Genomic DNA, 22,305 nt, shown 5'->3' with positions numbered 1-22,305 from the left:
TCAGTCCGGGATCTCGACGCGGCGGACCACGCCGTCGAGCGCGTCGGCCGCCTCGATCTCCCCGCGAGTGATGCCGAGGATGAACAGCACGGTGTCCAGATACGGGTGGCTCAGCGACGCGTCCGCGACTTCGCGCAGCGCGGGTTTGGCGTTGAAGGCCACGCCGAGCCCCGCGGCGGTGAGCATGTCGATGTCGTTCGCGCCGTCACCGACGGCGACCGTCTGTTCCATCGGCACCCCGACCTGCTGGGCGAAGTTGCGCAGCGCCTTGGCTTTTCCGGGCCGGTCGACGACGTCGCCGATCACCCGTCCGGTCAGCTTCCCGTCGACGATCTCGAGTTCGTTCGCGGCGACGAAGTCCATCATCAGCTCGTGCGCCAGCGGCTCGATGACCTGCCGGAAGCCTCCCGAGACGATGCCGCAGTAGTAACCGAGGCGACGCAGCGTCCGGAGCGTGGTACGCGCGCCCGCGGTGAGTTCGATCTGCTCGGCCACCTCGTCGAGGACGCCGGCGGGCAACCCTTCCAACGTCGCGACCCGTCGGTGCAGCGACTCGGCGAAGTCGAGCTCGCCACGCATCGCCGCCTCGGTGACCTCGGCGACCGCTGCCTCGGCGCCGGCGTGCGCGGCCAGCATCTCGATCACCTCGCCCTGGATCAGGGTGGAGTCCACGTCGAACACGATGAGCCGCTTGGCACGCCGGGACAGGCTGTAGTCCTCGACCGCGATGTCCACGCTCTCCTGGACCGCCACGCGGGCCAGCGTCGCCTGCAGATCGCGGTAACTGCCCGGCGGCACCGACACCCGCAGTTCGAGCCCGGTGACCGGATAGTCCGAGACGCCCCGGATGAAGTCGATGTTGACGCCCAGAGCGGCCGCCTCGCGCGCCACCACGCCGAACGCCTCCGCGGTGATCGGCCGGCCCAGCACCACGATGGTGTGTGTCGACGGTTCCCGCAGCACCGGCAGTCCGTCGCTGCCCTCGATCGTCACCTCGAGACCGAGCCGGTGGATCGCGGTCTGGACCTCGTCGCGCAGATCCGGTCCGGTGGCCACCTCGGCGGCCGCGGCGACGAGCACTCCGAGCGTCAGCCGCCCGCGGATCACGACCTGTTCGACGTTGAGGAGGTCCACCCGATGCCGGGACAACACCTCGAACAGCGCCGACGTCACACCCGGCTGATCGCGACCCGTCACCGTGATCAACAGCGACGAACGATTGCGCGACGAACCGGCCGCTACGCTTCCGATGCGCTCACCCCCGAGTGCCTCTGGCGTACGTGCGGTCAGGTGCGGACTTCAGCGCCGTCGAGCCGCGTCACGTCGCCGTCCTCGGGACCGTGGGCTCGGCCGACGTGCGCTTCACGCCGCATCCGCTCCACCATGTGCGGGTAGTGCAGCTCGAAGGCCGGTCGCTCCGAACGGATCCGGGGCAGCTCGGTGAAGTTGTGCCGCGGCGGCGGGCAGGACGTCGCCCACTCCAGCGAGTTGCCGTAACCCCACGGATCGTCCACCATCACCGGCTCGCCGTACCGCCAGCTCTTGAAGATGTTCCACAGGAAGGGCAGCGTCGACAGGCCCAGGATGAACGCGCCGATCGTCGAGACGATGTTCAGCGTGGTGAACCCGTCGCTGGGCAGGTAGTCGGCGTAGCGGCGGGGCATGCCCTCGTCGCCGAGCCAGTGCTGCACCAGGAACGTGGTGTGGAACCCGATGAACGTCAACCAGAAGTGCACCTTGCCCAGCCGCTCGTCGAGCAGCCGGCCCGTCATCTTCGGGAACCAGAAGTAGATGCCCGCGTAGGTGGCGAACACGATGGTGCCGAACAGCACGTAGTGGAAGTGCGCGATGACGAAGTAGCTGTCGGTGACGTGGAAGTCCAGCGGCGGGCTGGCCAGCAGCACGCCGGACAGGCCGCCGAGCAGGAACGTCACGATGAAGCCGACGGAGAACAGCATCGGCGTCTCGAAGGTCAACTGCCCCTTCCACATCGTGCCGATCCAGTTGAAGAACTTGATGCCCNGTCACGATGAAGCCGACGGAGAACAGCATCGGCGTCTCGAAGGTCAACTGCCCCTTCCACATCGTGCCGATCCAGTTGAAGAACTTGATGCCCGTCGGGACAGCGATCAGGAACGTCATGAAGCTGAAGAACGGAAGCAGCACCGCACCGGTGGCGTACATGTGGTGCGCCCACACCGCCACCGACAGCGCCGCGATGCCCAGCGTCGCGTAGATCAGCGTCGTGTAGCCGAAGATCGGCTTTCGGCTGAACACCGGGAAGATCTCGCTGACGATGCCGAAGAACGGNAAGCAGCACCGCACCGGTGGCGTACATGTGGTGCGCCCACACCGCCACCGACAGCGCCGCGATGCCCAGCGTCGCGTAGATCAGCGTCGTGTAGCCGAAGATCGGCTTGCGGCTGAACACCGGGAAGATCTCGCTGACGATGCCGAAGAACGGCAGCGCGATGATGTACACCTCGGGGTGCCCGAAGAACCAGAACAGGTGCTGCCACAGCAGCACACCGCCGTTGGCCGGGTCGTAGACGTGCGCACCCAGATGCCGGTCGGCGGCCAGGCCGAACAGCGCGGCGGTCAGCAGCGGGAAGGCCAGCAGCACCAGGATCGAGGTCACCAGGATGTTCCAGGTGAAGATCGGCATCCGGAACATCGTCATGCCCGGGGCACGCATGCACACCACGGTGGTGATCATGTTGACCGCACCCAGGATGGTGCCCAGACCACCCACGGCCAGACCCATGATCCACAGGTCACCGCCCGCGCCGGGCGAGTGGATCGCGTCGGTCAGCGGCGAGTAGGCCGTCCAGCCGAAGTCCGCGGCACCGCCGGGGGTGATGAAGCCGGCGGTGGCGATCAGCGCGCCGAACAGGAAGAGCCAGAACGAGAACGCGTTGAGCCGCGGGAACGCCACGTCGGGCGCACCGATCTGCAGCGGCAGCACCAGGTTCGCGAAGCCGAACACGATCGGGGTCGCGTAGAACAGCAGCATCACCGTGCCGTGCATGGTGAACAGCTGGTTGTACTGCTCGTTGGACAGGAACTGCAGACCCGGCACAGCGAGCTCGGTCCGGATGAACAGCGCCATCAAGCCGCCGATGAGGAAGAACGCGAAGCACGCGACGCAGTACATGATGCCGATCAGCTTGTGATCGGTGGTCGTGATGAGCTTGTAGATCAGGTTGCCCTTGGGCCCGATCCGCGACGGGAACGGACGCCGTGCCTCGAGTTCTCCGATTGGGGGCGCTTCGGCTACCAACTGGTCCTCCAACCTTCCTTACGGACCGGGACGTCACAGAGGGCTTCCCGAGGATGTTTGACATGAATGGTAACTCCCGAACCTGACAGAGGTGGCGGTGGTCCTACAAACCGTCGTAATTGCGTTCCTTTTTCGGCGGACGCGTGGCCTGAGCTGCGCCGACAGCGGTGGGTGTTACCGTCTGCGACGTGTCGGTGCGGGCGGCGGGGGTAGCGGGAGCACTCGGCGTGGCGCTGATCGTGGCCGGGTGCGGCTCGTCGGGCGAACCCACCACAGCGACGCAGGGTTCGATCATCACCAGCACCACCCGCGTCGCGAGCGCCGGGGTGCTCGGTAACGACCGGCGGCCCGACGAATCGTGTGCCCCGGACCCTGCGCCGCTCGACGACGGTCCCCCCGACCGCGAGGTGCGCAACGCGACCGGGCACGCCATCACCCCGCCGATCCCCGAGACCACGGTGGTGCGCGCCGACCCGCAGCGCATCGTGGCGCTCGCCGGCGACCAACTCGACGCGCTGTGCGCGCTGGGGCTGCAGTCGCGTGTCGTCGCCGCCGCGCTGCCCGACGGCTCGCCGGACCAGCCGTCGTACCTGGGCACCGCGATCCACGACCTGCCCGCGGCCGGCACGCGCAGCGATCCCGACCTGGAGGCGATCCGGTCCGCACGACCCGATCTGATCCTGGGCTCGGTCGCGCTCACGCCCGAGGACCACCCCGCGCTCGCGGCGATCGCCCCCACGGTGTTCAGCGGAGCGCCCGGTGTCGCGTGGAAGGACGACCTGCGCACGGTCGGTGCGGCCACCGGCCGGCTCGACGCGGCCAACAGGCTCATCGACGACTTCGAGCGGACCGCCGACAAGACGGGCGCCGACCACGACGCCGCGCATTTCCAGGCCTCGGTGGTGCAGTTCACCGACACCACGATGCGAGTGTTCGGCACCGACAACTTCGCGGGCAGCGTGCTCGCCGACGTCGGAGTGGACCGGCCACCGGCGCAGCGGTTCAGCGACAAGCCCTATGTCGAGGTGGGCATCACCGACGAGGATCTCGCGAATTCGCCGGACTTCACCGCCGCCGAGGGCGACCTCATCTACGTTTCGTTTGCCACCGCCGAGGCGCGCGAGCGCGCGCCGAAGGTGATGGGCAGCGACGCCTGGAAGCGGTTGTCGGCCAACCGGGACAACCGGGTCTTCGCGGTGAACAACGAGATCTGGCAGACCGGGGAGGGCATCGTCGCCGCCCGCGGCATCGTCGCCGACCTGCGACTGGTCAACGCGCCGATCAACTGATCCGGTCGGCATGGCGCCCCTGCTGCCCGGCACTCCTGAGCGGCTCCGGCCGTATCTCGCCGATGTTGTTCTCCCTCAACGGTTTCACACCGGCGCGACGACGCCGCGGGTCCTCGGCACGGCCTCTTCGCGGATTCGAGATCCGGTCCTCGGCCGCTCTCGACGCCCGTGACGAAAGGCCCTGTTGTCGGCTCTCCGACCCGAGGCACCATGGGCCCACGGTGACGAGGGGGACGTCATGACGGCACCATCGATGAGCTGGTATCCCGATCAACGTTTCGGGCCTGCTGCGGCCGCGGTCCTCCCCCAGGACTACGCGTTCTACCGCTACGACGCGGCGAAGCTGGCGGACAAGCCACGGGGAACGGTGCTGAAGTCGCGCAGGCGTCCTCACCACGTGGCGGGCCGCCGGCGAGGACCTTGTCCTCTGGCCGTACGTCGAAGGGGATCTCAGGCTTGACTCCTGTCGGCTGGCCCCGGTTGAGGAGGATGCGATGACAACAGAGGCTTCATTCGACACCACGGCCCTTGATCAAGCGCTTGATGAACTACGCGCTGACGCGTCGGCATGGGTCGCCCTGCCCCTCAAGGACAAAGTGGCGCTGCTCGACGGACTGCCCCAGAAGATTCTCGACCTCAGCCCGCAGATGGCGGCTGCTGCCAACAAGGCGAAGGGCATCGACCCGACGTCGTCGTGGGCCGGCGAGGAGTGGTTGGTCAACGTGTGGGCCTTCGTCCAGGGCGTCATGTCCCACGCCCTTGTGCTGAAACGGATACTTGCCGGGAAAGCGCCGGTCCCGCCCGGCGCGGTACACACGAGGCCGGACGGCCAGGTCGTCGTCGACGTCTTTCCCGTCACCGCATACGACCGACTCCTGCTGAATGGTTACGGGGCGCAGGTATGGATCGAGCCCGGCTTCACTGCGGCGCAGACTCGCAAGGACGCAGCCAGGATGTACCGCGGCGCCGGCTACGAACAACCGGGGGTGGCACTCGTCCTGGGCGCGGGCAACGTCGGAGCCATCACGACACTCGACGTCCTCGATCAGTTGTTCGCGCGGGGAAACGTCTGCGTCGTGAAGATGAACCCGGTCAACGACTACCTCGGGTCCTTCTACGAGGAGATCTTCGGTGAGTTCGTCTCGGGCGGGTGGTTGAGGTTCGTGTACGGGAACGCCGACGTCGGCGGCTATCTGGCCCACCATCCGAAGGTCGACTCCGTCCACATGACAGGTTCCGCCACTACCTACGACGCGATCGTGTGGGGTGACGACGCCGAGGCCGCGGCCCGAAAAGCCGCCAACACACCGATACTGAACAAGCCGATCTCCGCGGAACTCGGTGGCATCACTCCCGTGATCGTCGTGCCAGGCGAGTGGAGCGACGCGGACATGAGGTTCCAGGCCGAACACATCGCCACGAGCAAGCTCAACAACGCCGGTCACAACTGTGTAGCGACCCAGATCGTCGTCATATCGCGGGATTGGCCACTCGCGGACAAGCTCGTCGCCGAGGTTCGCAGAGTCATGCGTGAGGTTGAACCTCGCCGCACGTACTACCCGCACTCGGAGGACAAGACCGACAAGGCGTGCGCGGGGATGAGCGGGGTAGCGTTCCTCAGCAGCGACAAGAGTCGCGCGATCATCGCCGATCTCGATCCGCACAGCGCCGCCAGCATCCTGCGCGACGAGGTCTTCGCCGGCGTTTTGGGAATTGTGCGGCTGCCGGGTGCGACCGCACGCGAATTCTTATCCAATGCAGTTGAATTCGCCAACGACGTTTTGCCCGGCACTCTAGGGGCGTCCCTGATCATCGATCCCGCGACCCGAAAGGCGAATGCGGCGGCCTTCGATGAAGCGATCTCGAGAATGCGCTACGGCGACATCGGCGTCAACGTGTGGTCGGGTCTGAACTTCTTGCTGGGCTATACGCCGTGGGGCCCGTTCCCCGGACAGACTCCGCAGAACATCGGCAGCGGGACGGGAGTGGTGCACAACGCTTTCCTGTTGCAGCACGTACAGAAAACCATCGCCGAGATCCCGTTCCGTCCGTCACCGCGTGCCCTCTTGCACGGCGAGTGGACCATCTCGCCGAAGCCGGTCTTCTTCATCACGAACAAGACCACCGAGACCACAGTTCGTCGGCTGGTTCAATTCCTCGTACATGGCAACACGACGGCGCTGCCCGGCATCTTCGCCTCCGCGCTGCGCGGCTGACGAGAGCAGTCCTAGAACATCGCAGCGGAGCTGACCTCCGGATGGCTGCGCATGAAGGAAACCAGCCGATGCACATAGCTGGGGAACGCGGGCGGTTCGATCCCGCTGCCTGCCAGATCGGCACGGCAATGCTCGGTCAGATACGACGTGGGATGCACGAAGTAGTCGACATCCTCGGCAGGAATCCGCATCAACCGGTACAGCCGGGGCACGCGTGCCAGCGCGGCTTTGGCGACCTTGCGCGGCACGGGCACCTTGATGACCTCCCGGCCGGTCGCCCACCCGATCACGTCGATCAACTCCTCGACGGTGAGCGGCCGCGGATCGGCGAGCTGATACGTCTTGCCCTGCGAGGTCGATTGCCGGCTCAAGTAATTCACCGCATCGACGACGAAGTTGCGCGGGACGACGTTGACCCGCGTCATCGTCGGATCTCCGGCCACCGGCAGAATCGCCCGCCGCGGCTGCCGCAACAGCCACTGCATGATGAAATACGGCCCGTCGAACTTCTGCGTTTCGCCCGTCCGGCTGTCGCCGACGACGATCGACGGGCGGTAGATCGTCGCCGGCATCCCCGCCGACATTCGCGAGCGCACTTCCGCCTCCGCGAGGTGCTTGGTCTCCTCGTAGTAGTTGTTGAACGGCGCACCGACTTCCAGGTCGTCCTCGCCGAACGGACCGGCGTAGCGGCCGCTGACGTAGCAGGTGCTGAAGTAGTGGAGGCGCGTCAACCCCGGACAGAGCTCGAGTGCGTCGAGCACGTTTCGGGTCCCGTCGACGTTGACTCGGACGCCCACGTCGCGGGTCACCGACAGGTCGTACACCGCCGCGAGATGCCAGGCCTCCGTGACTTCGTCGAGGACACCGGCGCCGACGCCCAGCCCGGCCCGAGTGATGTCACCCTCGACCAGCTGGATCCGCCCCTCCAGGGATGGGTGGGCGGCGCGGAGTTCGGCCACGCGTCGTTCGGCATCTGCGGCGAACTTCTTCTGCACCAGGCAGATCGCCGCACCGTCCGTGCGGTCCAGGATGCCCGGCAGCAGCGCACTGCCGAGGAACCCGGGAAACCCTGTCATCAGTACCGTCATCGCTGAACTCCCTCGTCAGCTCCATCCGACACCGCCGCACCTGCACTGAACTAGGGAACAAAGGCATTCCTCGGCGCCGGCGTGACTTCCCGAGTCGCTGTGAGCTGCCGGGTCACCGGGCGCGTTGCCACGTTCGCCGTGCGGCGCGTCCTGGGTCGACGGTGAACGTGTGCCGCGTGCCGGCGGCCGGTCTCATCGCCGACGTCGGGGTGGACCGACCGGTGCGCAGCGGTTCAGCGCAAGCCCTGTGTGAAGGTGGACGTCACCGACGAGGTTCTGGGGAACTCGCCGGACTTCTGCGCCGGCGAGGGCGACCTGATTTGCGTGTCGTTCGCCACCGCGAGGCGCGCGGCATCGTCGCCGACCTGCGACCGGTCAACGCGCCGATCAACTGATCCGGTCGGCATGGCGCGCCTGCTGCCCGAATTGGTTGGGCTGCAGTGCCCCGTCCGGCAGCACCAGCTCGCCGGTGTCGATGCGCCGTCGCAGATACGCGAATGTCTGTGCGGTCTGGGCGAAGAGGTGTTCGCCGGCGCGCAGCGACGGCCGCGGCGGGGCACCCGGCGTGACGAACTGCGGCAGCGGGCTGACCTCGGTGTGGTAGTCGACGTTGAAGAACAACGGGAACGAATAACGCTCCTCGGCCACCTTGCGGACGCGGTGACTGGTCGCGACGAACTCGCCGTTAGTCCACAGCTCCAGCAGGTCACCGATGTTGACCACGAACGTGCCCTCGATCGGCGGGACGTCGATCCACTCCCCCGCGCCGTTCAGCACCTCCAGGCCCGGCGCGGTCGGTTTGAGCAGGGTGAAGCATTCGTAGTCGGTGTGCGCCCCGATCCCCTGCGCGTCGTGTGCGTCGGGGTTGTACGGATAGTGCACCAGGCGCAGTTGACTCGGCGTCTTGGTGGCGTGGCGGGAGAAGACGCCGGGGTTCTCACCGAGCGCGACCGCGAACGCCCACAGCAGTCGGTGCCCGACGGCCAGCGCCGCGTCGTAGTAGGCGGTCACCGCTTCGGCGAAACCGGGAAGATCCGGCCACGTGTTCGGTCCCAGCATCGGATTGCCCGCCACATGGTCGGGATCGTCGACGGGCAGATCCAACGCGGTGTCGAACGCCTCCTTGAGATCTCCGATCGCTCCCGATTCGACGCCCTCCTCGCCCACCGGCACATACCCCCGGTGACACCGGGACAGCCCGATGTAGGTGCGCATCTTCTCCTCGAGCGGGAGCGCGAAGAACTGCTTCGCCGCGGCCAACAACCCGTCGAAGAGTGTCTCGTCGATCCCGGACCCGCTGATGTAGAAGAAGCCCACGTCGCGCGCCGCCACCCCGATCGCGGCGGCGACCCGCTCACGGTCGGCGTGCTGGTCGGAGAACAGCCCGCTGATGTCGACGACCGGCACCTCGGTGAAGGACCGGGATGCCTGAGATGGTGCTGCGCTGCTCACAATTCGACGTCCCCTTCTCGTGTGACGACCGCCCAGCGCTGCCCGTCGGCGATGACGTGCGCACCGTGGCTGTCGTCGTGAACCTGCCAGTCCCCGTGCCGCACGTGCTCGATGCGCGCCCCCGCCGCCGTGGCCCAGCCGATCAGGCCCCCGACGCGCACCAGCACCGCGGGCGCTCGGGAACCGGCGGACAACAGCAGCGCCCCGGCCGGTTCGGTGGCCCCGCACTCGCGGACCCAGTGCTCCTCGTAGGTCTCGTGCACCCCGGTCTCGACCAGTGTGTCTGCCTCCCAGCGCATCCGGCCCGCGTCGGGAAGCTCGCCGGGCTCGACATCGACATCGCGATGCCACGAGAAGACGTCGCTGTTCTGGGTCAGCGTGCCCGCGAAGCCGCGTGAATCGACGTAGCGCGTCAGGCCCTGCAGCCACACCACGTCGGTGCCCGTGTCCCGCGTGCCGTCGGCGCCGACGAGCAGCGTGCGGCGCCACAGTCCCCGGCACCGGGCGATCGACACCTCACTCATTCACTGTGTCTCCTCCCACCGCTTCCGCAGCCGGCGCATACCGTCCGGCGTGGGCGTTCCGATGGCGCGCACCCGGGCGAGTCCACCGTCGGGATACGCCTGCACCCGCAGCGCGCAGATCTCGGGCACGTCGACGGTGAACGTGTGCCGCGCGTCGGCGGCCAGTGGTGTGCGGGCCAGTACGGGGATGTCGAACGGCACCAGCGCCCAACCGTTCTCGCCGTCCGGGCAATGCCTACTGCCCAGCACCGAGACCTCCCGCGAGGCGTTGAACACGAAATAGGAGGTATCGATCTCGAGCCGGCGCAGATGGGCGGGCGCGGCGAACGACACCATCACCGCGTCATGGGTCTCGGGGCCGATGTCGCGCCGCCTGCGCGTCTCCCAGCCGTCTCCCATGTCGCGGGGCCGGTCGGGGCGGATGAGCGCGTGCGCATCGGAATAGTGGCTGTCGCTGGACCATTCGACCCGGCCACCCTGTTCGACCCCGGACACCTCGACGCTGACGTCGGTCCAGGACAGCGGATCCGGAATCACCTCGCCGTAGGCGCGCAGACGGGCCACCCCGCCGTCGGATCCCAGCCGCAGCCGCAGGTGGGTCCACCGCCTGGGGTCGGCGATCGTCAACGGATTGGACGAATCGGGGTGCAGTACGGTCCACGGCGTCAGCTCCACCCAGCCGGTGCCGGGATCGGTCGGGTCGTCGGTGAGGCCGAGCACGCACGCGTCGACGCGGCAGCTGGTCGGATGATTGCCGGAGAAGAACCGGGTGTCGACGTCCACGGTGCACAGCCGCCCCGGTGCGCCCAGGCGGACGATCACCCAGTCGCCGTCCGGGCCGGCATGCCTACGGGTCTCCCAGCCGTCGACCACTTCGCCGCGCAGATCGTAGGTGCCGGGGACGAACGCCGGCTCGGACGGGTCGATGAGGCGTTCCTTGACGCCGAAGGATTCGTCGCTGGCGGCCACGACACTGCCCCCGAGCCGACGCGACGCGAGATCCACAGCGCCGGGGCCGATCACGAGCTCATCCCCAGTGCGCGCGACAGCGGCCAGTGACTGCGTGGGTTGTCCGGCCCGGGCGCGTAGACGCCCGCCTTGCTGGTCGACAACCCGAGGCCCACCACCGCCTGCGCCAGGGCGACGGCCGCCGCGACGCCGTCGACGGCGGGCACCCCTACCTCGTCCGAGATCGCGGTCGTCACCCCGGCCATACCGGCACAGCCCAGGCAGACCACGTCGGCGCCGTCCTCGGTGACCGCACGGACCGCCTCCTCGACGATGGCCCGGACCGCGCCGGCCGGGTCGGCGTCCACCTCGGCGGTGCCGAGTCCGCATGCCCGCACGGACGCGCAGTGCGCGTCGAGACCGGCCAGCAGCAGCCGGTCCTCGATCGGCGCGATGGAGCGGGCCAGCGTCGTCACCACGGAGAACCGCCGGCCGATCAGCGTGGCGACATGCGCGGCGCACTCGGCGATGTCGAACACGGGAACGGTGAGCATCTCGGCCAGTGCGTCGCGGCCGTGCTCGCCGAAGCCGGCGAGCACCACCGCGTCGTAGTCGAAGGCGCCGTCGGCGAGCAGAATCTCGACGGCGTCCATCACCCCGACGGCCGACAGGTAGCTCTCGGCAGCCGAATCGATGGCCGTCGACCCGAATCGCGGTGCACAGCAGACGATGTCGGTTCCGGGATGAGCAGCCGCGGTCGCGGCGACGGCGATCTCGGCCGTCATCGTCGGTGACGTGTTGGGGTTGAGCACCAGGATTCTCATGCCGCGACCCCGGCGGACCGGTAGACCGCGTCGCCGGCGACCCACGTTGCCAGCACCCCTCCGCGCAGCGTCGACCCGTCGTAGGGGCTCACCGGGTGGCGGTGACGCAGCTCGGCCGCGTGGACGGTGTCGGCCGTGTCCGGGTCGAAGGCACACAGATCGGCGCGCGCGCCGACGAAGATGCGGCCGCGGTCGGCGAAACCGGCCAGCCGGGCGGGCCGCTCGGACATCCACCGGCTGAGGTCCGCGAGGCCGAAGCCGCGCTCGGCGGCCTGCGTCCAGGCCGCGCTGGGGCTCAGCTGAAGGGAGCTGATGCCGGCGAAGACGTCTCGGAAGTCGCCGTCGCCCTTGAGTTCCGGTGAGCACGGCGAGTGGTCGGAGACGATCATGTCCAACGTGCCGTCCGCGAGCGCGCTCCACAGCTGATCGCGGTTGGCACAGGCCCGGATCGGCGGGCACGCGGCGAACTGGGTGGCGCCGTCGGGGATCGTTTCGGCGGCGAAGGTGAGGTAGTGCGGACAAGTCTCCGCCGTCACAGCGACGCCGGCTGCCTTGGCGTCGGCGATCAGCTCGAGCGTCTGCCCACTCGACACGTGCACGAGGTGTAGGCGCACTCCGGTGCCGCGTGCGGTGTCGAGGGCCAGCGCGACGGCGTCGACCTCGGCGGAGTCCGGACGCGACGCCAGAAACGATGCGTAACCGGCTCCGCTCGGTGACGGGCTGGCTGCGAGGACGGCGTGGCTTTCGGCGTGCACGAGCAGCACCGCGTCGAATGCGGCGACCTCGGCGGCCGCCGCGCGGAACTGCGCCGGCGACAGGTGGGGGAAGTCGGGGTTGCCGGAGTCGGCCAGGAAGCACTTGAAGCCCCGCACCCCCGCCTCGGCCAGCGATCCCAGCGCACCGAGGTTGCCGGGCACCACACCACCCCAGAACGCCACGTCGACACAGGAGTCGCTCTGCGCGGCAGCCTGTTTGATCCGGAGCGCCTCGACGGTGGTGGTCACCGGGACCGAGTCCAGCGGCATGTCCACCACGGTGGTGATACCCGCGCGGGCCGCGGCCTCGGTCGCGGTGGCGAAGCCCTCCCAGTCGGTGCCGGGTGCGTTGATGTGCACATGCGTGTCGACGAACCCGGGCAGCAGGACCGCGCCCGCCGGCACCCACACGTCGTCCTGCGCGGCGTAGCCCGCATCCGGAGGCCCGATGTCGACGACGGTCCCCTGCGCGACAGCAACCGCTGCGGGCCGGATCTCGCCGCCGACGAGGACCCGCTCGGCGCGCAGCACCAGATCCATCAGTGCGCGAACCGCTCGTGGAAGTGCTGTGTCATCTCCGGCCACACATGCGGGTCGTGGCCGGGAATCAGCGGGTAGCCCTTGTCCCGGGCCAGCCTCTTGAGCCGGCGGATCGGTTCGACGGTGTCCTGCGGGTCGACGTCGATGAAACCGCCGATCGGCAGTTCCCCCTCGATGTTCTCGGTCAGATCGGCCGCGTCGAACGCGAAGACGTATCCGCCCCCGCCGACGGACTCGTCGAGTTCGACCAGGAAGCTCTGATGGCCCGGCGTGTGCCCGTACGTCGGGATCGCGGTGATACCCGGCGCGATCTCGGCCTCCCCGTCGGCGAGCCGCCAGTCGATGGCGGGATCGTCGAAGTCCACCCGGAAGATGGAATGCCGCTGCGGCTCGGGATGATTGGACAGACCGTAGTCGAGTTCGCGCCGCTGGGCGTGCACCGGCACCCGGCCGGCGAACAGCTTCAGGCCGCCCGCGTGGTCGACGTGCAGATGCGACACCGCGACCAGCCCGATGTCGTCGACGTCGATCCCGATCTCCGACAGTGACTCCTCGATGGGCTCACCGGGACCCGGCAGCACCGGCTGGTACTCCGCGGACGGGAAGTACCGCCGCCGCAGATACGGGTCCCGGATCAGCGCGGTGTTGAAGCCGGTGTCCAACAGCACCCAGCCGCCATCGGTCTGTAACAGCACCCCGGGCACCGGGCACCGGAACCGCTCCTCGGGAGGAAGGCCGTAGACCGACACGTTCTTCGGCAGGTCCTCCCATCCCAGCGTCAGCAGGACGATGCGTCGAACGCCGCTGCGGCGGACCAGCGTCGCCATCAGCCGACCGACAACGCCGCCAGCCGCAGCGAATTGGGGTTGGTCACGACATGGGCGGCCTCGATGCCCTTGAGCCACGGCTGGGCGACCATGAAGTCCTTGACGTCGGCCACGTTGAGCCAGCACCCCGTCTTCACCGCTTCCAGGCCGGCGGCCGAGAAGTCGGCGTCGGACCCGGTAGGCAGACCGCGGGCCAGCGCGTCGGTCACCGGTGGCGCCGAGCAGCCCAGGTAATTCAGGCCGCCGTCGGGATCCCAGGAGATGTGCCCCCACGTGTACGGGGACGGCGCGTCGGGCCAGGCCAACGCCGTGAAGACCTCGGGCGCGGCCTGCCCGTCGGTGCCGATCCAGCCGTAGATCTCCGACGTCGGATAGGCCTGCACCTTGGCGGTCAGACCGGCCGCGGCCAGCTGGGTCTGGATCAGGTTGCTGATCAACTGGTTGTCCGGGTTGCTCGAGTCGTAGCCGACGGTGATGGCCTTCTGGTCGGCGGGCAGGCCGCCCGCGATGCCGGCGAGCACCGACGGGTCATGCGGCACTTCCTGTTTGGCGTACTGCTCTCCCATCATGTTGGTGGGGTAGATCTGCCCGGCTACATCGCCGCGCCCAAAGTAGGTCTGCTTGACCAGTTCGTCGACGTTGATGGCCTGCATCAGGGCCGTCCGGTTCTTGGCGTCGGTCAGCATGCCCTTGTGCGGGTTGACGTAGAGGTAGTTCGACATCATCGTCGGCAGCGAGTAGTTCGCGTAGGCCTTGTTGTCCAGATACGACTGCACCGCCGAGGACGGCAGGTCGTGCAGGATCGCGGCGAGCTGACCGTTGTTGAACTGCAACTGCTGCGCCGACACGTCGGTGATGACGGGGATCTCCACCTTCTCGAAATACGGCTTGGTGCCCCAGTATCCGGGGTAGGCCTCGAGCGCATACCGCGATCCGACGTCGGCGGCCGTGAGCACATAGGGCCCGGTGCCCAGGTCGTGGGTGGTGAGGTACCCCTGCGCGTTGTCGCTGCCCGCGTTCTTGCGCAGACCCTCAGGGCTGAGCATCCGCGGTCCGTACGGGCACGCCAGGTAGTCCAGGAACGCCGAGTTCGGCGCCTTGAGCGTGATCGTGACGCCGTAGTCGCCCTGCGTGGTCACCGATTCCACGTCCTTGACCATGTAGGCCGGCCCCTGGTCGACGGCGAGCCTGCGGTCGAAGGATGCCTTGACCGCCGCCGAGGTGAACGGGGTGCCGTCGTGGAACGTGACGCCCTCACGGAGCTTGAACGTGAAGACCTTGTTGTCCGGCGACGCGGTCCACTCGGTCGCCAGAAGCGGTTCCAGTTCCGGTTTGTCGGTGCCGGCCTTGTACTGCAGCAGGCCCTCGTAGGTGTTGGTCGTCAACAGCAGGCCCTGGCCGGCGTAGAAGATGTCGGGGTCCGGCGGCTGGCCCGGATCCTGCAGGAAGGACAGGTGCAGCACCTTGTCCGTCGGGGCGGCGCTGGGGGTGCTGCTGCCCGAGTCCGAGCCGCCGCAGCCGCTCAGGATCAACGCGGCCGCGGCGGCGAGCGCCGACACCGCTTTCAGGCGACGGATCATCGGAGCGCTCCTTCGAGGACGGCGTCGGGGGACGTCAGCGACGCGAACGCGTCGAGGATCTCGTCGGTGCTGCGCTGCGCACCGGCCTGCAGGTACTCCATCGCATCCAGCGCGGCATCGTGGCGGTACTGGGAGGAGCCGCCCACGCAGTCGGTCACCACCCGGACGTAGAAGTCGCGCTGGTGCGCGTCGGCGAAGGTGTAGTGCACGCAGACGTCGGTCAACCCGCCGATCAGGATCAGCGTGTCGGCTTTCAGACCGGACAGCACGATCTCGAACTCGGTGCCGATGAAACCGGAGTAGCGCCGCTTGACGATGTGGAACTCGTGGTTGGGACCGTCGAGGATCGGTCGCAGGGTCGGCTCGAGGTCGGTGCCGGGCCTGCCCTCCACACAGTGTTCGCCTTCCACACCGTCGAGCTCCCGGCCGAAGTCGATGCCACTGGGACGGTGCACCTCCTGGAAGAAGACGATCGGGATCCCGGCACGGCGAGCGGCGGCGACCAACCGCTCCGCCCGGGCGACACGATCGCCGTGGCCGGGCATCACGGGGATACCGGCGTCGTCGGCGGACATGCCGCCGCCCTCCTGGATGTCGACGACGACCAGAACGGGATTGCCCACGATGAGTGGCTGTTTCGGCACCTATCCTCCTGTGATTGCGATGCGCGGGTCGGCGGCGGCCTGAAGCAGGTCCACGACCGTGTTGACGAAGACATAGAGGGCGCCGAGCATCAGCGTGACCCCGGCGATGGCGGGGAAGTCGGCGACCGGGATGCTCTGGGCGATGTACTGGCCGATGCCGGGCCAGCCGAAGACCTGCTCGACCACGAGAACACCCGAGAACATCAGCCCCACTTGCAGACCGGTCATCGACAGTGCGGCGCCCACGCAGTTGCGGAGCACGTGCCGGGCCATGATCGCGGGTTCGGAGAGCCCCTTGGCGCGGGCGGTGCGTGCGTAGTCGCTGTCGACCTCGCCGAGCAGGCTGCTCCGCAGCACCCGGCCGATCGCGACGGCGGGGCCCAGCGCGATCACCAGCGCCGGCAGGATCAGGTGGTGCAACGCGTCGACGGTGACGTCGGGCCTGCCGTGCAGCAGCCCGTCGACGGTGAGCAGACCGGTCGGCCCGTCGGGCGGGTCGGCGACCGCGATGCGTCCGTTGGCGGGCACCCAGCCCAGGGTCTTGTAGAACACCAGCAGGCCGAGGATGCCGAGCAGGAACATCGGCGCCGAGGACCCGGTGAACAGCACGGCGCGCAGTACCCCCGCTCCGGGCCACTTGAGCGTGGTGCTGAATGCGAGCAGTGCCGCGAGCGCCAAGGCGATCGTCAGCCCGTACAGGGCGAGTTCGGCTGTGGCGGGGACGAAGTCGCCCAGATCGGACAGCACCGCGTGCCGGGTCCGGTAGGACGTACCGAGGTCACCCGTGGCGGCGCCGGTCAGATAGTTCCAGAACTGCACGGGCACCGGATCGTTGAGGCCCAGCGCGTCCCGGCGCGCCGCGACGGCTTCCGCCGAGGCCTGCGCGCCCAGCTGTGCCTTGACGGGATCGAGCGGCGAGATGTGCTGCAGCAGGAACATCACCGCGGTCAGTGCCACCAGGATGGCCACCATCGCGCACAGCCGGGTCACCACGAAGGTCTTCATGCACGGCCCTTCATGAGGTTGCGCAGGCAGTCTCCGGCGATGTTGCCGACCAGCGCCAGCACCAGCACCCCGAGACCGGGCATCACCGGGATCCACCACTGCTGCAGGAAGTAACTGAGATTGCGTGCCGAGTCGGCGCCGAGTTCGGGTGCCGGCGCGGCCTGGCCGAGGCCGAGAAACGACAGTGACGCCAGGGTGAGGATCAGCGTGCCGATGTCGAGGCTTGCGGCGACGAGGGCGTTGGGGACCGCTCCGGGCACCAGATGCCGCCGGGCGAGCCGCCATGGTCCGACGCCGGCCAGCTTCGCGGCCTCGACGTGCGGGCGCGCAGCCAGCCGGGCGATCTCGCCGCGCACCAACCGGGCATAGAACGGCCACCAGACGATCGACACGGCGATCAGGGTGTGCACGAAACCCGGGCCCAGCGCGGCGACCACCGCGATCGCGAGGACCGGAGCGGGCAGCGACAGGAAGGCATCGGTGATGCGCATCAGGACGGTGTCCACCCAGCCGCCGGTCGCGCCCGCGATCACCCCGACCAGGCCCCCGATGAACAGTCCGACCGCCACCACGACCAGTGCGGCGAACCAGCTCGAGCGGGCGCCGTAGAGCACCCGCGACAGGATGTCGCGGCCGATGCTGTCGGTACCCAGCAGGAATCCGTTCTTCCCGGGCGCCTGCAGCGGTACCCCGACGGGCAGCAGTGGGTCATGGGGTGCGAGCACCGGCACGGCGATGACCACCGCGGTGACGACGAGGATCGTCGCGAAGCCGATGCCGTTGAGCAGCGTCGAGTTCGACCCCGGCAGCGTCAGCAGTCGTCGCTGCCGGCCCCGGATCAGACCCGATGCGGGGAGCGCGACCGCCATCAGTGGGCCCGCCTCTCGATGCAGGCGACGCGGTGTTCGCCGCCGGGGCGGCCCTCCAGCCGGACGTCGAGGCGGGGGTCGGCGCAGGCGTCGACCGCGATGGGGCAGCGCGGATGGAACGCGCATCCCGGCGGCGGCGCCAGCGGGCTCGCGGGTTCTCCTGCCAGAGAACGCAATTCGCGACCTAGATCGGGGATCGAGTCGACGAGCGCCTGAGTGTAGGGGTGCGTGGGCTGGGTGATCACCTGGTCGGCGGGGCCGATCTCGACGATGCGGCCCAGATACATCACCGCGATGCGGTCCGCCACGACACGGGCCACGGCCAGATCGTGGGTGACGAACACCACGGACATGTGCAGGGAGCGCCTGAGCTGCCCGATCAGATTGAGCACCGACGCAGCCAGTGAGACGTCGAGCGCACTGGTCGGCTCGTCGCACAGCAGCACCGCCGGCGGAATCACGGTGGCCCGGGCCAGTGCCACCCGCTGACGCTGACCACCGGAGAGCTGACCGGCCCGCGCCTTGACGATGTCGGGAGCCAGACCCACACGCTCGAGGACCTCGGCCACCGCGGTGGCACGCTCCCGACGCGTACCGCCCTTGACCCGTTCACCGATGATCTCGCCGACCGACAGCCAGGGCGTCAACGACGCACCGGCGTCCTGGAACACCATCTGCGGCCGCTGGTCCCCGCTCACGGTCACCTGTCCGGAGGTGGCCTTCTCCAGACCCGCGATCACCCGCAGCAACGTCGACTTCCCCGAGCCGCTCTCCCCCACCAGCGCCACCGATTCGCCGTGCCCGACCTGGACCGAAACGCCGCGCAGCGCATGTAGTTTCCCGCCGCCGTCGGTGCGGTCGAGCCAGCGGCGCGCCACCGTGAACGTCTTGGTGACCTCACGCAGGTCGACGGCGGGCTCCGAGGTCTCCCCCTGCTGGCGGGCCGGCGCCGACGGCGCCTCATCGGGGGCTGCCACTGCGTCGAGTTCGGCGACGCGGGCTGCGGGACGCAGGCACGCACTCACCCGCTGCGGAGCCACCGCGACAGGGTCCGGCGGTGCCTTCGCGCAGTCGTCGTCGGCCAGCGCGCACCGCGGCACGAACGCGCAGCCGGGCAGCGGCGCGGCGGCGCTGGGCACCGAGCCGCTCAGGGCGGCCAGCTGCCGGTCCCGTCGGGTCTGCAATGTCAGCCGGGATCGGAGCAGACCGTGGGTGTAGGGATGAGCGGGACTCTCGAGGAGCGCTGCGGTGGGCCCGATTTCAGCGATCCGTCCGGCGTAGAGCACGGCGATCCGGTCGGCGATCTGGGCGGCGACGCCGAGGTCGTGGGTGATCAGCACGATGCTGCAGCCGATCTCGTCGCGCAGCCGCTCGAGCAGCCGGAGAACCTGCGCCTGCACGGTCACGTCGAGGGCTGTCGTCGGTTCGTCGGCGATGATCAGCTCGGGGTCGCCGGCGATCGCGATCGCGATCATCACGCGCTGGCGCAGGCCGCCGGACAGCTCGTGCGGGTAGGCGCGCATCCGCGCCTTCGGATCGGGGATGCCGACGGCGGTGAGCAGCCGCAGCGCCTCCTCGGCGCTGCCCGCGGCTTCCTCGACCTGCCTCCCGATGCGCATGGTCGGGTTCAGCGACGTCATCGGATCCTGGAACACGGCACCGAGATCCAGTCGGCGCACCTTCCGCAGGTTCCTGGCGTCGAACCCGGGCATCGAGGGCACCATGTCCGAGCCGGCGACGCGCACGCTGCCGCGGATCCGTGCGCCGTCGGCCAGCAGGCCGAGCAGGCTGAAGCCCAGCACGCTCTTGCCGGAGCCGGATTCGCCGACCAGGCCCACGATCTCGCCCGGCGCGATGGCCAACGACACGCCACGCAGGGCGTGGATGTCGCGTCCGTTGCGGGAGAACGTCACCCGCAGATCGGCGACGGTGGCGACCGGGTCGTGGTTCGGCGGCATCCCCGGACTCGTCGCCGGCGCGGCGACGGTGGATGCGGTGCTGCCCAAATCGACCACTCCAGGATTCGTCGGGAAATGTGTTGCCGCGGCTCGTCGATGGGCCACCGGCCTGTCGATCGACAGTTTTCCCGTGCGTCGAGCCCGGTGGGTGTCGCTGGCGTAACCAATCGGCGGCCGAGGTAACCGATGGGTGTCCGACGTTTCTATCGTGTGACAGATATGGTCGGCGATACCCTTTGGATCGACCATGAGCCACGATGGGACCATGCCGCTGACCCGCGCCGGACGGCCACGTCTGCACGCCCAGCGACGTCCCGGCACCACCGCCCGAGACGAAATCCTCGATGCCGCAGGCGAATTGTTCACCACGCAGGGCTATGCGGGAACCTCGACCCGGCACATCGCCGAAACGGTCGGTATCCGTCAGGCGTCGCTCTACCACTACTTCAAGACCAAGGACGACATCCTCTGCGCGCTGCTGAGCCAGACGGTGTCGCCCACCCTGTCCTTCATCCCCGCCCTGCGCGCTGCGCGCCCGGCGATGAGCGAGGCGCAGCAGTTGCACGCGCTGGCGGTCTTCGACGGCACCCAGTTGCTCAGCGGTCGGTGGAACCTGGGGGCGCTCTACCTGCTGCCCGAGTTGCGCGATGCCCGGCTCGAGCCGTTCTACTCCGACCGCGAACGCCTGCGCAGGCACTACCTGAAGCTGAGCCTGGCGATCTCGCGGGGCACCGGTGTCGACCCGGCGGCCGCCGACCTCCCGTTCCGGCTGGTCGAATCGCTGGTGAACATGTGGTCGACCCCCGAGGGAGAACGCCGCGATCAGCTGCCCCGCCACGTCGCCGACGCGTGTCTGCGGGTGCTCGGCGTCCCCGACCCCGATGCGCTGCACGACCGGACCACGGAGGTTCTCACCGCCGGCGCACGGTGATCCTTCTCACGGGAGCGCTTGCCGACGGATGAAGCGGGGCACGCTGGGTGTTGGTTCGTGAGGCCGTGGGATCGCGGCCCAGGTTTCGGCACGCCCCGGTTCGGGGCGCACGCCTGCACCAAAGACGAGAAGAGGATGAGACATTGAGCACCGTTTCCGCTTACGCAGCCCCCGCGGCCGGCGAGCCCCTGACGAAGACCACGATCACGCGTCGCGAGGTCGGACCCCACGATGTGGCCTTCGACATCCATTTCGCCGGCATCTGCCACTCCGACATCCACACCGTGCGCGACGAGTGGGGCCAGGCGGCCTACCCGGTCGTGCCCGGTCACGAGATCGCCGGGATCGTCACCGAGGTCGGATCCGAGGTGACCAAGTTCGCGGTCGGCGACCGCGTGGGCGTCGGATGTTTCGTGGACTCCTGCCGCGAGTGCGAGTTCTGCCTGGCCGGCGAGGAGCAGTACTGCAACAACCCGGGCATGGTGGGCACCTACAACGCCGTCGGCTTCGACGGGCAGCCCACCCAGGGCGGATACAGCGGCGCGATCGTCGTCGACGAGAACTACGTGCTGACCATTCCGGAGTCCATCCCGCTGGACAAGGCGGCCCCGCTGCTGTGCGCCGGCATCACCACCTACTCCCCGCTGCGGCACTGGAACGCCGGCCCGGGCACCGAGGTCGCGGTGATCGGTCTGGGCGGTCTGGGCCATCTCGCCGTCAAGATCGCGGTCGCGATGGGCGCCCACGTCACGGTTCTCAGCCAGTCGCTGAAGAAGATGGAGGACGGTCTGCGCCTCGGTGCGTCCGAGTACTACGCCACCAGTGACCGCGACACCTTCAAGAAGCTCAAGGGCAAGTTCGACCTGATCCTCAACACCGTGTCGGCCAACCTCGACATGGGTGACTACCTGGGCCTGCTGGCCCTCGACGGCACGCTGGTGGAGCTCGGCATGCCCGAGCGCCCCATGGAGGTGCCCGCGCCCGCCCTCATCTTCGGTCGGCGCCGGCTGTCCGGGTCGCTGATCGGCGGCATCGCCGAAACCCAGGAGATGCTCGACTTCTGCGCCGAGCACGACGTGACCCCGGAGATCGAGGTCATCCAGCCCGACTACATCAACGAAGCGTACGAGCGGGTGCTCGCCAGCGACGTGCGCTACCGCTTCGTGATCGACACCGCCACGCTGCGCTAATCCCCGTCGGCCGGCTGCTCGCCGAGATCCACACCGGCGAGCGGCCATCCGGCCGCGGCCAACCGCGCGGCGACCCGCGCGACGTTCTCCGGTCCGGCGTCGTGATGCGTCACATCGGCGATGAAGGCGGCGATCTCGTCGCTGTCGATGGCCCCGTGAACCGCCGGTGAGACATCCTCCGCGCTGATGTGCGCGATGACCTCGCGCAGTTGGTCCTCGGTCAGTGGCGTGGCGCGCAGCAGCGCCAGCAACGGCACCCGGTCCGGACCCGGCACGCCGCTGGGATAACCAGCACGCAGCCAGTTCAGGATCGAGCTCAGCAACGACGTGGCGCCCATCTCACCAGTGTGGGCCGTAGCGCCCCCGAACGGTGCCGAACCGGCCT

The 22,305-nt window shown here is 68.7% G+C and carries 19 protein-coding genes and 2 pseudogenes; 4 read left to right on the top strand and 17 right to left on the bottom strand.

The window, feature by feature from the left end; all coding sequences use genetic code 11:
* The 4 genes and pseudogenes from serB to MCHUDSM44219_RS09825 form a co-directional block, all read right to left on the bottom strand.
* Positions 1–1,251 carry a phosphoserine phosphatase SerB gene (serB, locus tag MCHUDSM44219_RS09835; protein ID WP_048418060.1) on the bottom strand — a complete coding sequence of 417 codons (1,251 nt, stop codon included), beginning with the start codon at positions 1,249–1,251 and terminating at the stop codon, positions 1–3.
* A 35-nt stretch (positions 1,252–1,286) separates the two neighbouring features.
* Positions 1,287–2,022, bottom strand: a pseudogene (locus MCHUDSM44219_RS09830) (cytochrome c oxidase subunit I); the annotation flags it as partial.
* 1 nt (position 2,023) lies between these two features.
* Positions 2,024–2,310 (bottom strand): annotated as a pseudogene (locus tag MCHUDSM44219_RS30890) (cbb3-type cytochrome c oxidase subunit I); the annotation flags it as partial.
* 1 nt (position 2,311) lies between these two features.
* Positions 2,312–3,280: cbb3-type cytochrome c oxidase subunit I (locus MCHUDSM44219_RS09825; protein WP_048418146.1), on the bottom strand; the 969-nt coding region annotated here is incomplete at its 3' end.
* A gap of 188 nt (positions 3,281–3,468) precedes the next feature.
* Here MCHUDSM44219_RS09825 and MCHUDSM44219_RS09820 point away from each other — a divergent pair.
* Positions 3,469–4,569: an iron-siderophore ABC transporter substrate-binding protein gene (locus MCHUDSM44219_RS09820; protein ID WP_236695414.1), complete on the top strand. Its 1,101-nt coding sequence runs from the start codon at positions 3,469–3,471 to the stop codon at positions 4,567–4,569.
* Positions 4,570–5,063: 494 nt separating this feature from the next.
* Positions 5,064–6,785 (top strand): aldehyde dehydrogenase family protein, encoded by a 1,722-nt coding sequence (locus MCHUDSM44219_RS09815; protein ID WP_048418058.1) that lies wholly within the window; start codon positions 5,064–5,066, stop codon positions 6,783–6,785.
* Positions 6,786–6,796: 11 nt separating this feature from the next.
* On the opposite strand, the gene MCHUDSM44219_RS09810 is transcribed toward MCHUDSM44219_RS09815, so the two are convergent.
* From MCHUDSM44219_RS09810 to MCHUDSM44219_RS09755, 12 genes are all read right to left on the bottom strand, one after another.
* Positions 6,797–7,873, bottom strand: coding sequence for an SDR family oxidoreductase (locus tag MCHUDSM44219_RS09810; RefSeq protein ID WP_048418057.1), 1,077 nt, complete (start codon positions 7,871–7,873; stop codon positions 6,797–6,799).
* A gap of 387 nt (positions 7,874–8,260) precedes the next feature.
* Positions 8,261–9,325, bottom strand: a complete 1,065-nt coding sequence (locus MCHUDSM44219_RS09805) for an isopenicillin N synthase family dioxygenase (protein WP_048418056.1) — start codon at positions 9,323–9,325, stop codon at positions 8,261–8,263.
* Positions 9,322–9,849, bottom strand: a complete 528-nt coding sequence (locus MCHUDSM44219_RS09800) for a hypothetical protein (protein ID WP_048418055.1) — start codon at positions 9,847–9,849, stop codon at positions 9,322–9,324. Before MCHUDSM44219_RS09800 ends, MCHUDSM44219_RS09805 begins: the two co-directional genes overlap by 4 nt.
* Complete coding sequence (gene alc / locus MCHUDSM44219_RS09795) at positions 9,850–10,872, bottom strand: allantoicase (RefSeq protein WP_236695413.1); 1,023 nt, start codon at positions 10,870–10,872, stop codon at positions 9,850–9,852.
* Entirely contained in the window at positions 10,869–11,621 is a 753-nt protein-coding gene (locus MCHUDSM44219_RS29400) for an aspartate/glutamate racemase family protein (RefSeq protein WP_048418054.1), read from the bottom strand. The genes alc and MCHUDSM44219_RS29400 overlap by 4 nt, the downstream gene beginning before the upstream one ends.
* Positions 11,618–12,916 (bottom strand): allantoinase AllB, encoded by a 1,299-nt coding sequence (gene allB, locus MCHUDSM44219_RS09785; protein ID WP_048418053.1) that lies wholly within the window; start codon positions 12,914–12,916, stop codon positions 11,618–11,620. The genes MCHUDSM44219_RS29400 and allB overlap by 4 nt, the downstream gene beginning before the upstream one ends.
* Positions 12,916–13,743 (bottom strand): N-acyl homoserine lactonase family protein, encoded by an 828-nt coding sequence (locus MCHUDSM44219_RS09780; RefSeq protein WP_048418052.1) that lies wholly within the window; start codon positions 13,741–13,743, stop codon positions 12,916–12,918. The genes allB and MCHUDSM44219_RS09780 overlap by 1 nt, the downstream gene beginning before the upstream one ends.
* Entirely contained in the window at positions 13,743–15,323 is a 1,581-nt protein-coding gene (locus MCHUDSM44219_RS09775; RefSeq protein WP_048418051.1) for an ABC transporter substrate-binding protein, read from the bottom strand. The genes MCHUDSM44219_RS09780 and MCHUDSM44219_RS09775 overlap by 1 nt, the downstream gene beginning before the upstream one ends.
* Positions 15,320–15,967: a cysteine hydrolase family protein gene (locus tag MCHUDSM44219_RS09770; RefSeq protein ID WP_048418050.1), complete on the bottom strand. Its 648-nt coding sequence runs from the start codon at positions 15,965–15,967 to the stop codon at positions 15,320–15,322. Before MCHUDSM44219_RS09770 ends, MCHUDSM44219_RS09775 begins: the two co-directional genes overlap by 4 nt.
* Positions 15,968–16,972, bottom strand: coding sequence for an ABC transporter permease (locus MCHUDSM44219_RS09765; RefSeq protein WP_048418049.1), 1,005 nt, complete (start codon positions 16,970–16,972; stop codon positions 15,968–15,970).
* Positions 16,969–17,841, bottom strand: a complete 873-nt coding sequence (locus MCHUDSM44219_RS09760) for an ABC transporter permease (protein WP_048418048.1) — start codon at positions 17,839–17,841, stop codon at positions 16,969–16,971. Before MCHUDSM44219_RS09760 ends, MCHUDSM44219_RS09765 begins: the two co-directional genes overlap by 4 nt.
* Positions 17,841–19,799, bottom strand: coding sequence for a dipeptide ABC transporter ATP-binding protein (locus MCHUDSM44219_RS09755; RefSeq protein WP_109777683.1), 1,959 nt, complete (start codon positions 19,797–19,799; stop codon positions 17,841–17,843). The genes MCHUDSM44219_RS09760 and MCHUDSM44219_RS09755 overlap by 1 nt, the downstream gene beginning before the upstream one ends.
* A gap of 265 nt (positions 19,800–20,064) precedes the next feature.
* On the opposite strand from MCHUDSM44219_RS09755, the gene MCHUDSM44219_RS09750 reads away from it, so the two are divergent.
* Together MCHUDSM44219_RS09750 and MCHUDSM44219_RS09745 are read left to right on the top strand one after the other, a co-directional pair.
* Entirely contained in the window at positions 20,065–20,730 is a 666-nt protein-coding gene (locus MCHUDSM44219_RS09750; RefSeq protein WP_048418047.1) for a TetR/AcrR family transcriptional regulator, read from the top strand.
* Positions 20,731–20,873: 143 nt separating this feature from the next.
* Positions 20,874–21,920 (top strand): NAD(P)-dependent alcohol dehydrogenase, encoded by a 1,047-nt coding sequence (locus MCHUDSM44219_RS09745; RefSeq protein WP_048418046.1) that lies wholly within the window; start codon positions 20,874–20,876, stop codon positions 21,918–21,920.
* Here MCHUDSM44219_RS09745 and MCHUDSM44219_RS09740 read toward each other — a convergent pair.
* Positions 21,917–22,258 (bottom strand): DUF3349 domain-containing protein, encoded by a 342-nt coding sequence (locus tag MCHUDSM44219_RS09740; RefSeq protein WP_048418045.1) that lies wholly within the window; start codon positions 22,256–22,258, stop codon positions 21,917–21,919. The genes MCHUDSM44219_RS09745 and MCHUDSM44219_RS09740 overlap by 4 nt on opposite strands.
* Positions 22,259–22,305: the final 47 nt, after the last annotated feature.

The sequence above is a fragment of the Mycolicibacterium chubuense genome (genome assembly GCF_001044255.1).
GTDB classification, from domain to species: Bacteria; Actinomycetota; Actinomycetes; order Mycobacteriales; family Mycobacteriaceae; genus Mycobacterium; species Mycobacterium chubuense.
Note: the sequence above shows the minus strand (reverse complement) of the source record. Positions and strands in the feature narration are given on the sequence as shown.

Bases quoted from the DNA above. Each gene is read 5' to 3' on its own strand.
- MCHUDSM44219_RS09815 (WP_048418058.1), top strand. From the start codon at position 5,064: ATGACAACAGAGGCTTCATTCGACACCACGGCCCTTGATCAAGCGCTT.
- MCHUDSM44219_RS09775 (WP_048418051.1), bottom strand. From the start codon at position 15,323: ATGATCCGTCGCCTGAAAGCGGTGTCGGCGCTCGCCGCCGCGGCCGCG.
- MCHUDSM44219_RS09760 (WP_048418048.1), bottom strand. From the start codon at position 17,841: ATGGCGGTCGCGCTCCCCGCATCGGGTCTGATCCGGGGCCGGCAGCGA.
- MCHUDSM44219_RS29400 (WP_048418054.1), bottom strand. From the start codon at position 11,621: ATGAGAATCCTGGTGCTCAACCCCAACACGTCACCGACGATGACGGCC.
- allB (WP_048418053.1), bottom strand. From the start codon at position 12,916: ATGGATCTGGTGCTGCGCGCCGAGCGGGTCCTCGTCGGCGGCGAGATC.
- MCHUDSM44219_RS09750 (WP_048418047.1), top strand. From the start codon at position 20,065: ATGCCGCTGACCCGCGCCGGACGGCCACGTCTGCACGCCCAGCGACGT.
- MCHUDSM44219_RS09755 (WP_109777683.1), bottom strand. From the start codon at position 19,799: ATGCCGCCGAACCACGACCCGGTCGCCACCGTCGCCGATCTGCGGGTG.
- MCHUDSM44219_RS09740 (WP_048418045.1), bottom strand. From the start codon at position 22,258: ATGGGCGCCACGTCGTTGCTGAGCTCGATCCTGAACTGGCTGCGTGCT.
- MCHUDSM44219_RS09810 (WP_048418057.1), bottom strand. From the start codon at position 7,873: ATGACGGTACTGATGACAGGGTTTCCCGGGTTCCTCGGCAGTGCGCTG.
- MCHUDSM44219_RS09780 (WP_048418052.1), bottom strand. From the start codon at position 13,743: ATGGCGACGCTGGTCCGCCGCAGCGGCGTTCGACGCATCGTCCTGCTG.
- MCHUDSM44219_RS09800 (WP_048418055.1), bottom strand. From the start codon at position 9,849: ATGAGTGAGGTGTCGATCGCCCGGTGCCGGGGACTGTGGCGCCGCACG.
- MCHUDSM44219_RS09765 (WP_048418049.1), bottom strand. From the start codon at position 16,972: ATGAAGACCTTCGTGGTGACCCGGCTGTGCGCGATGGTGGCCATCCTG.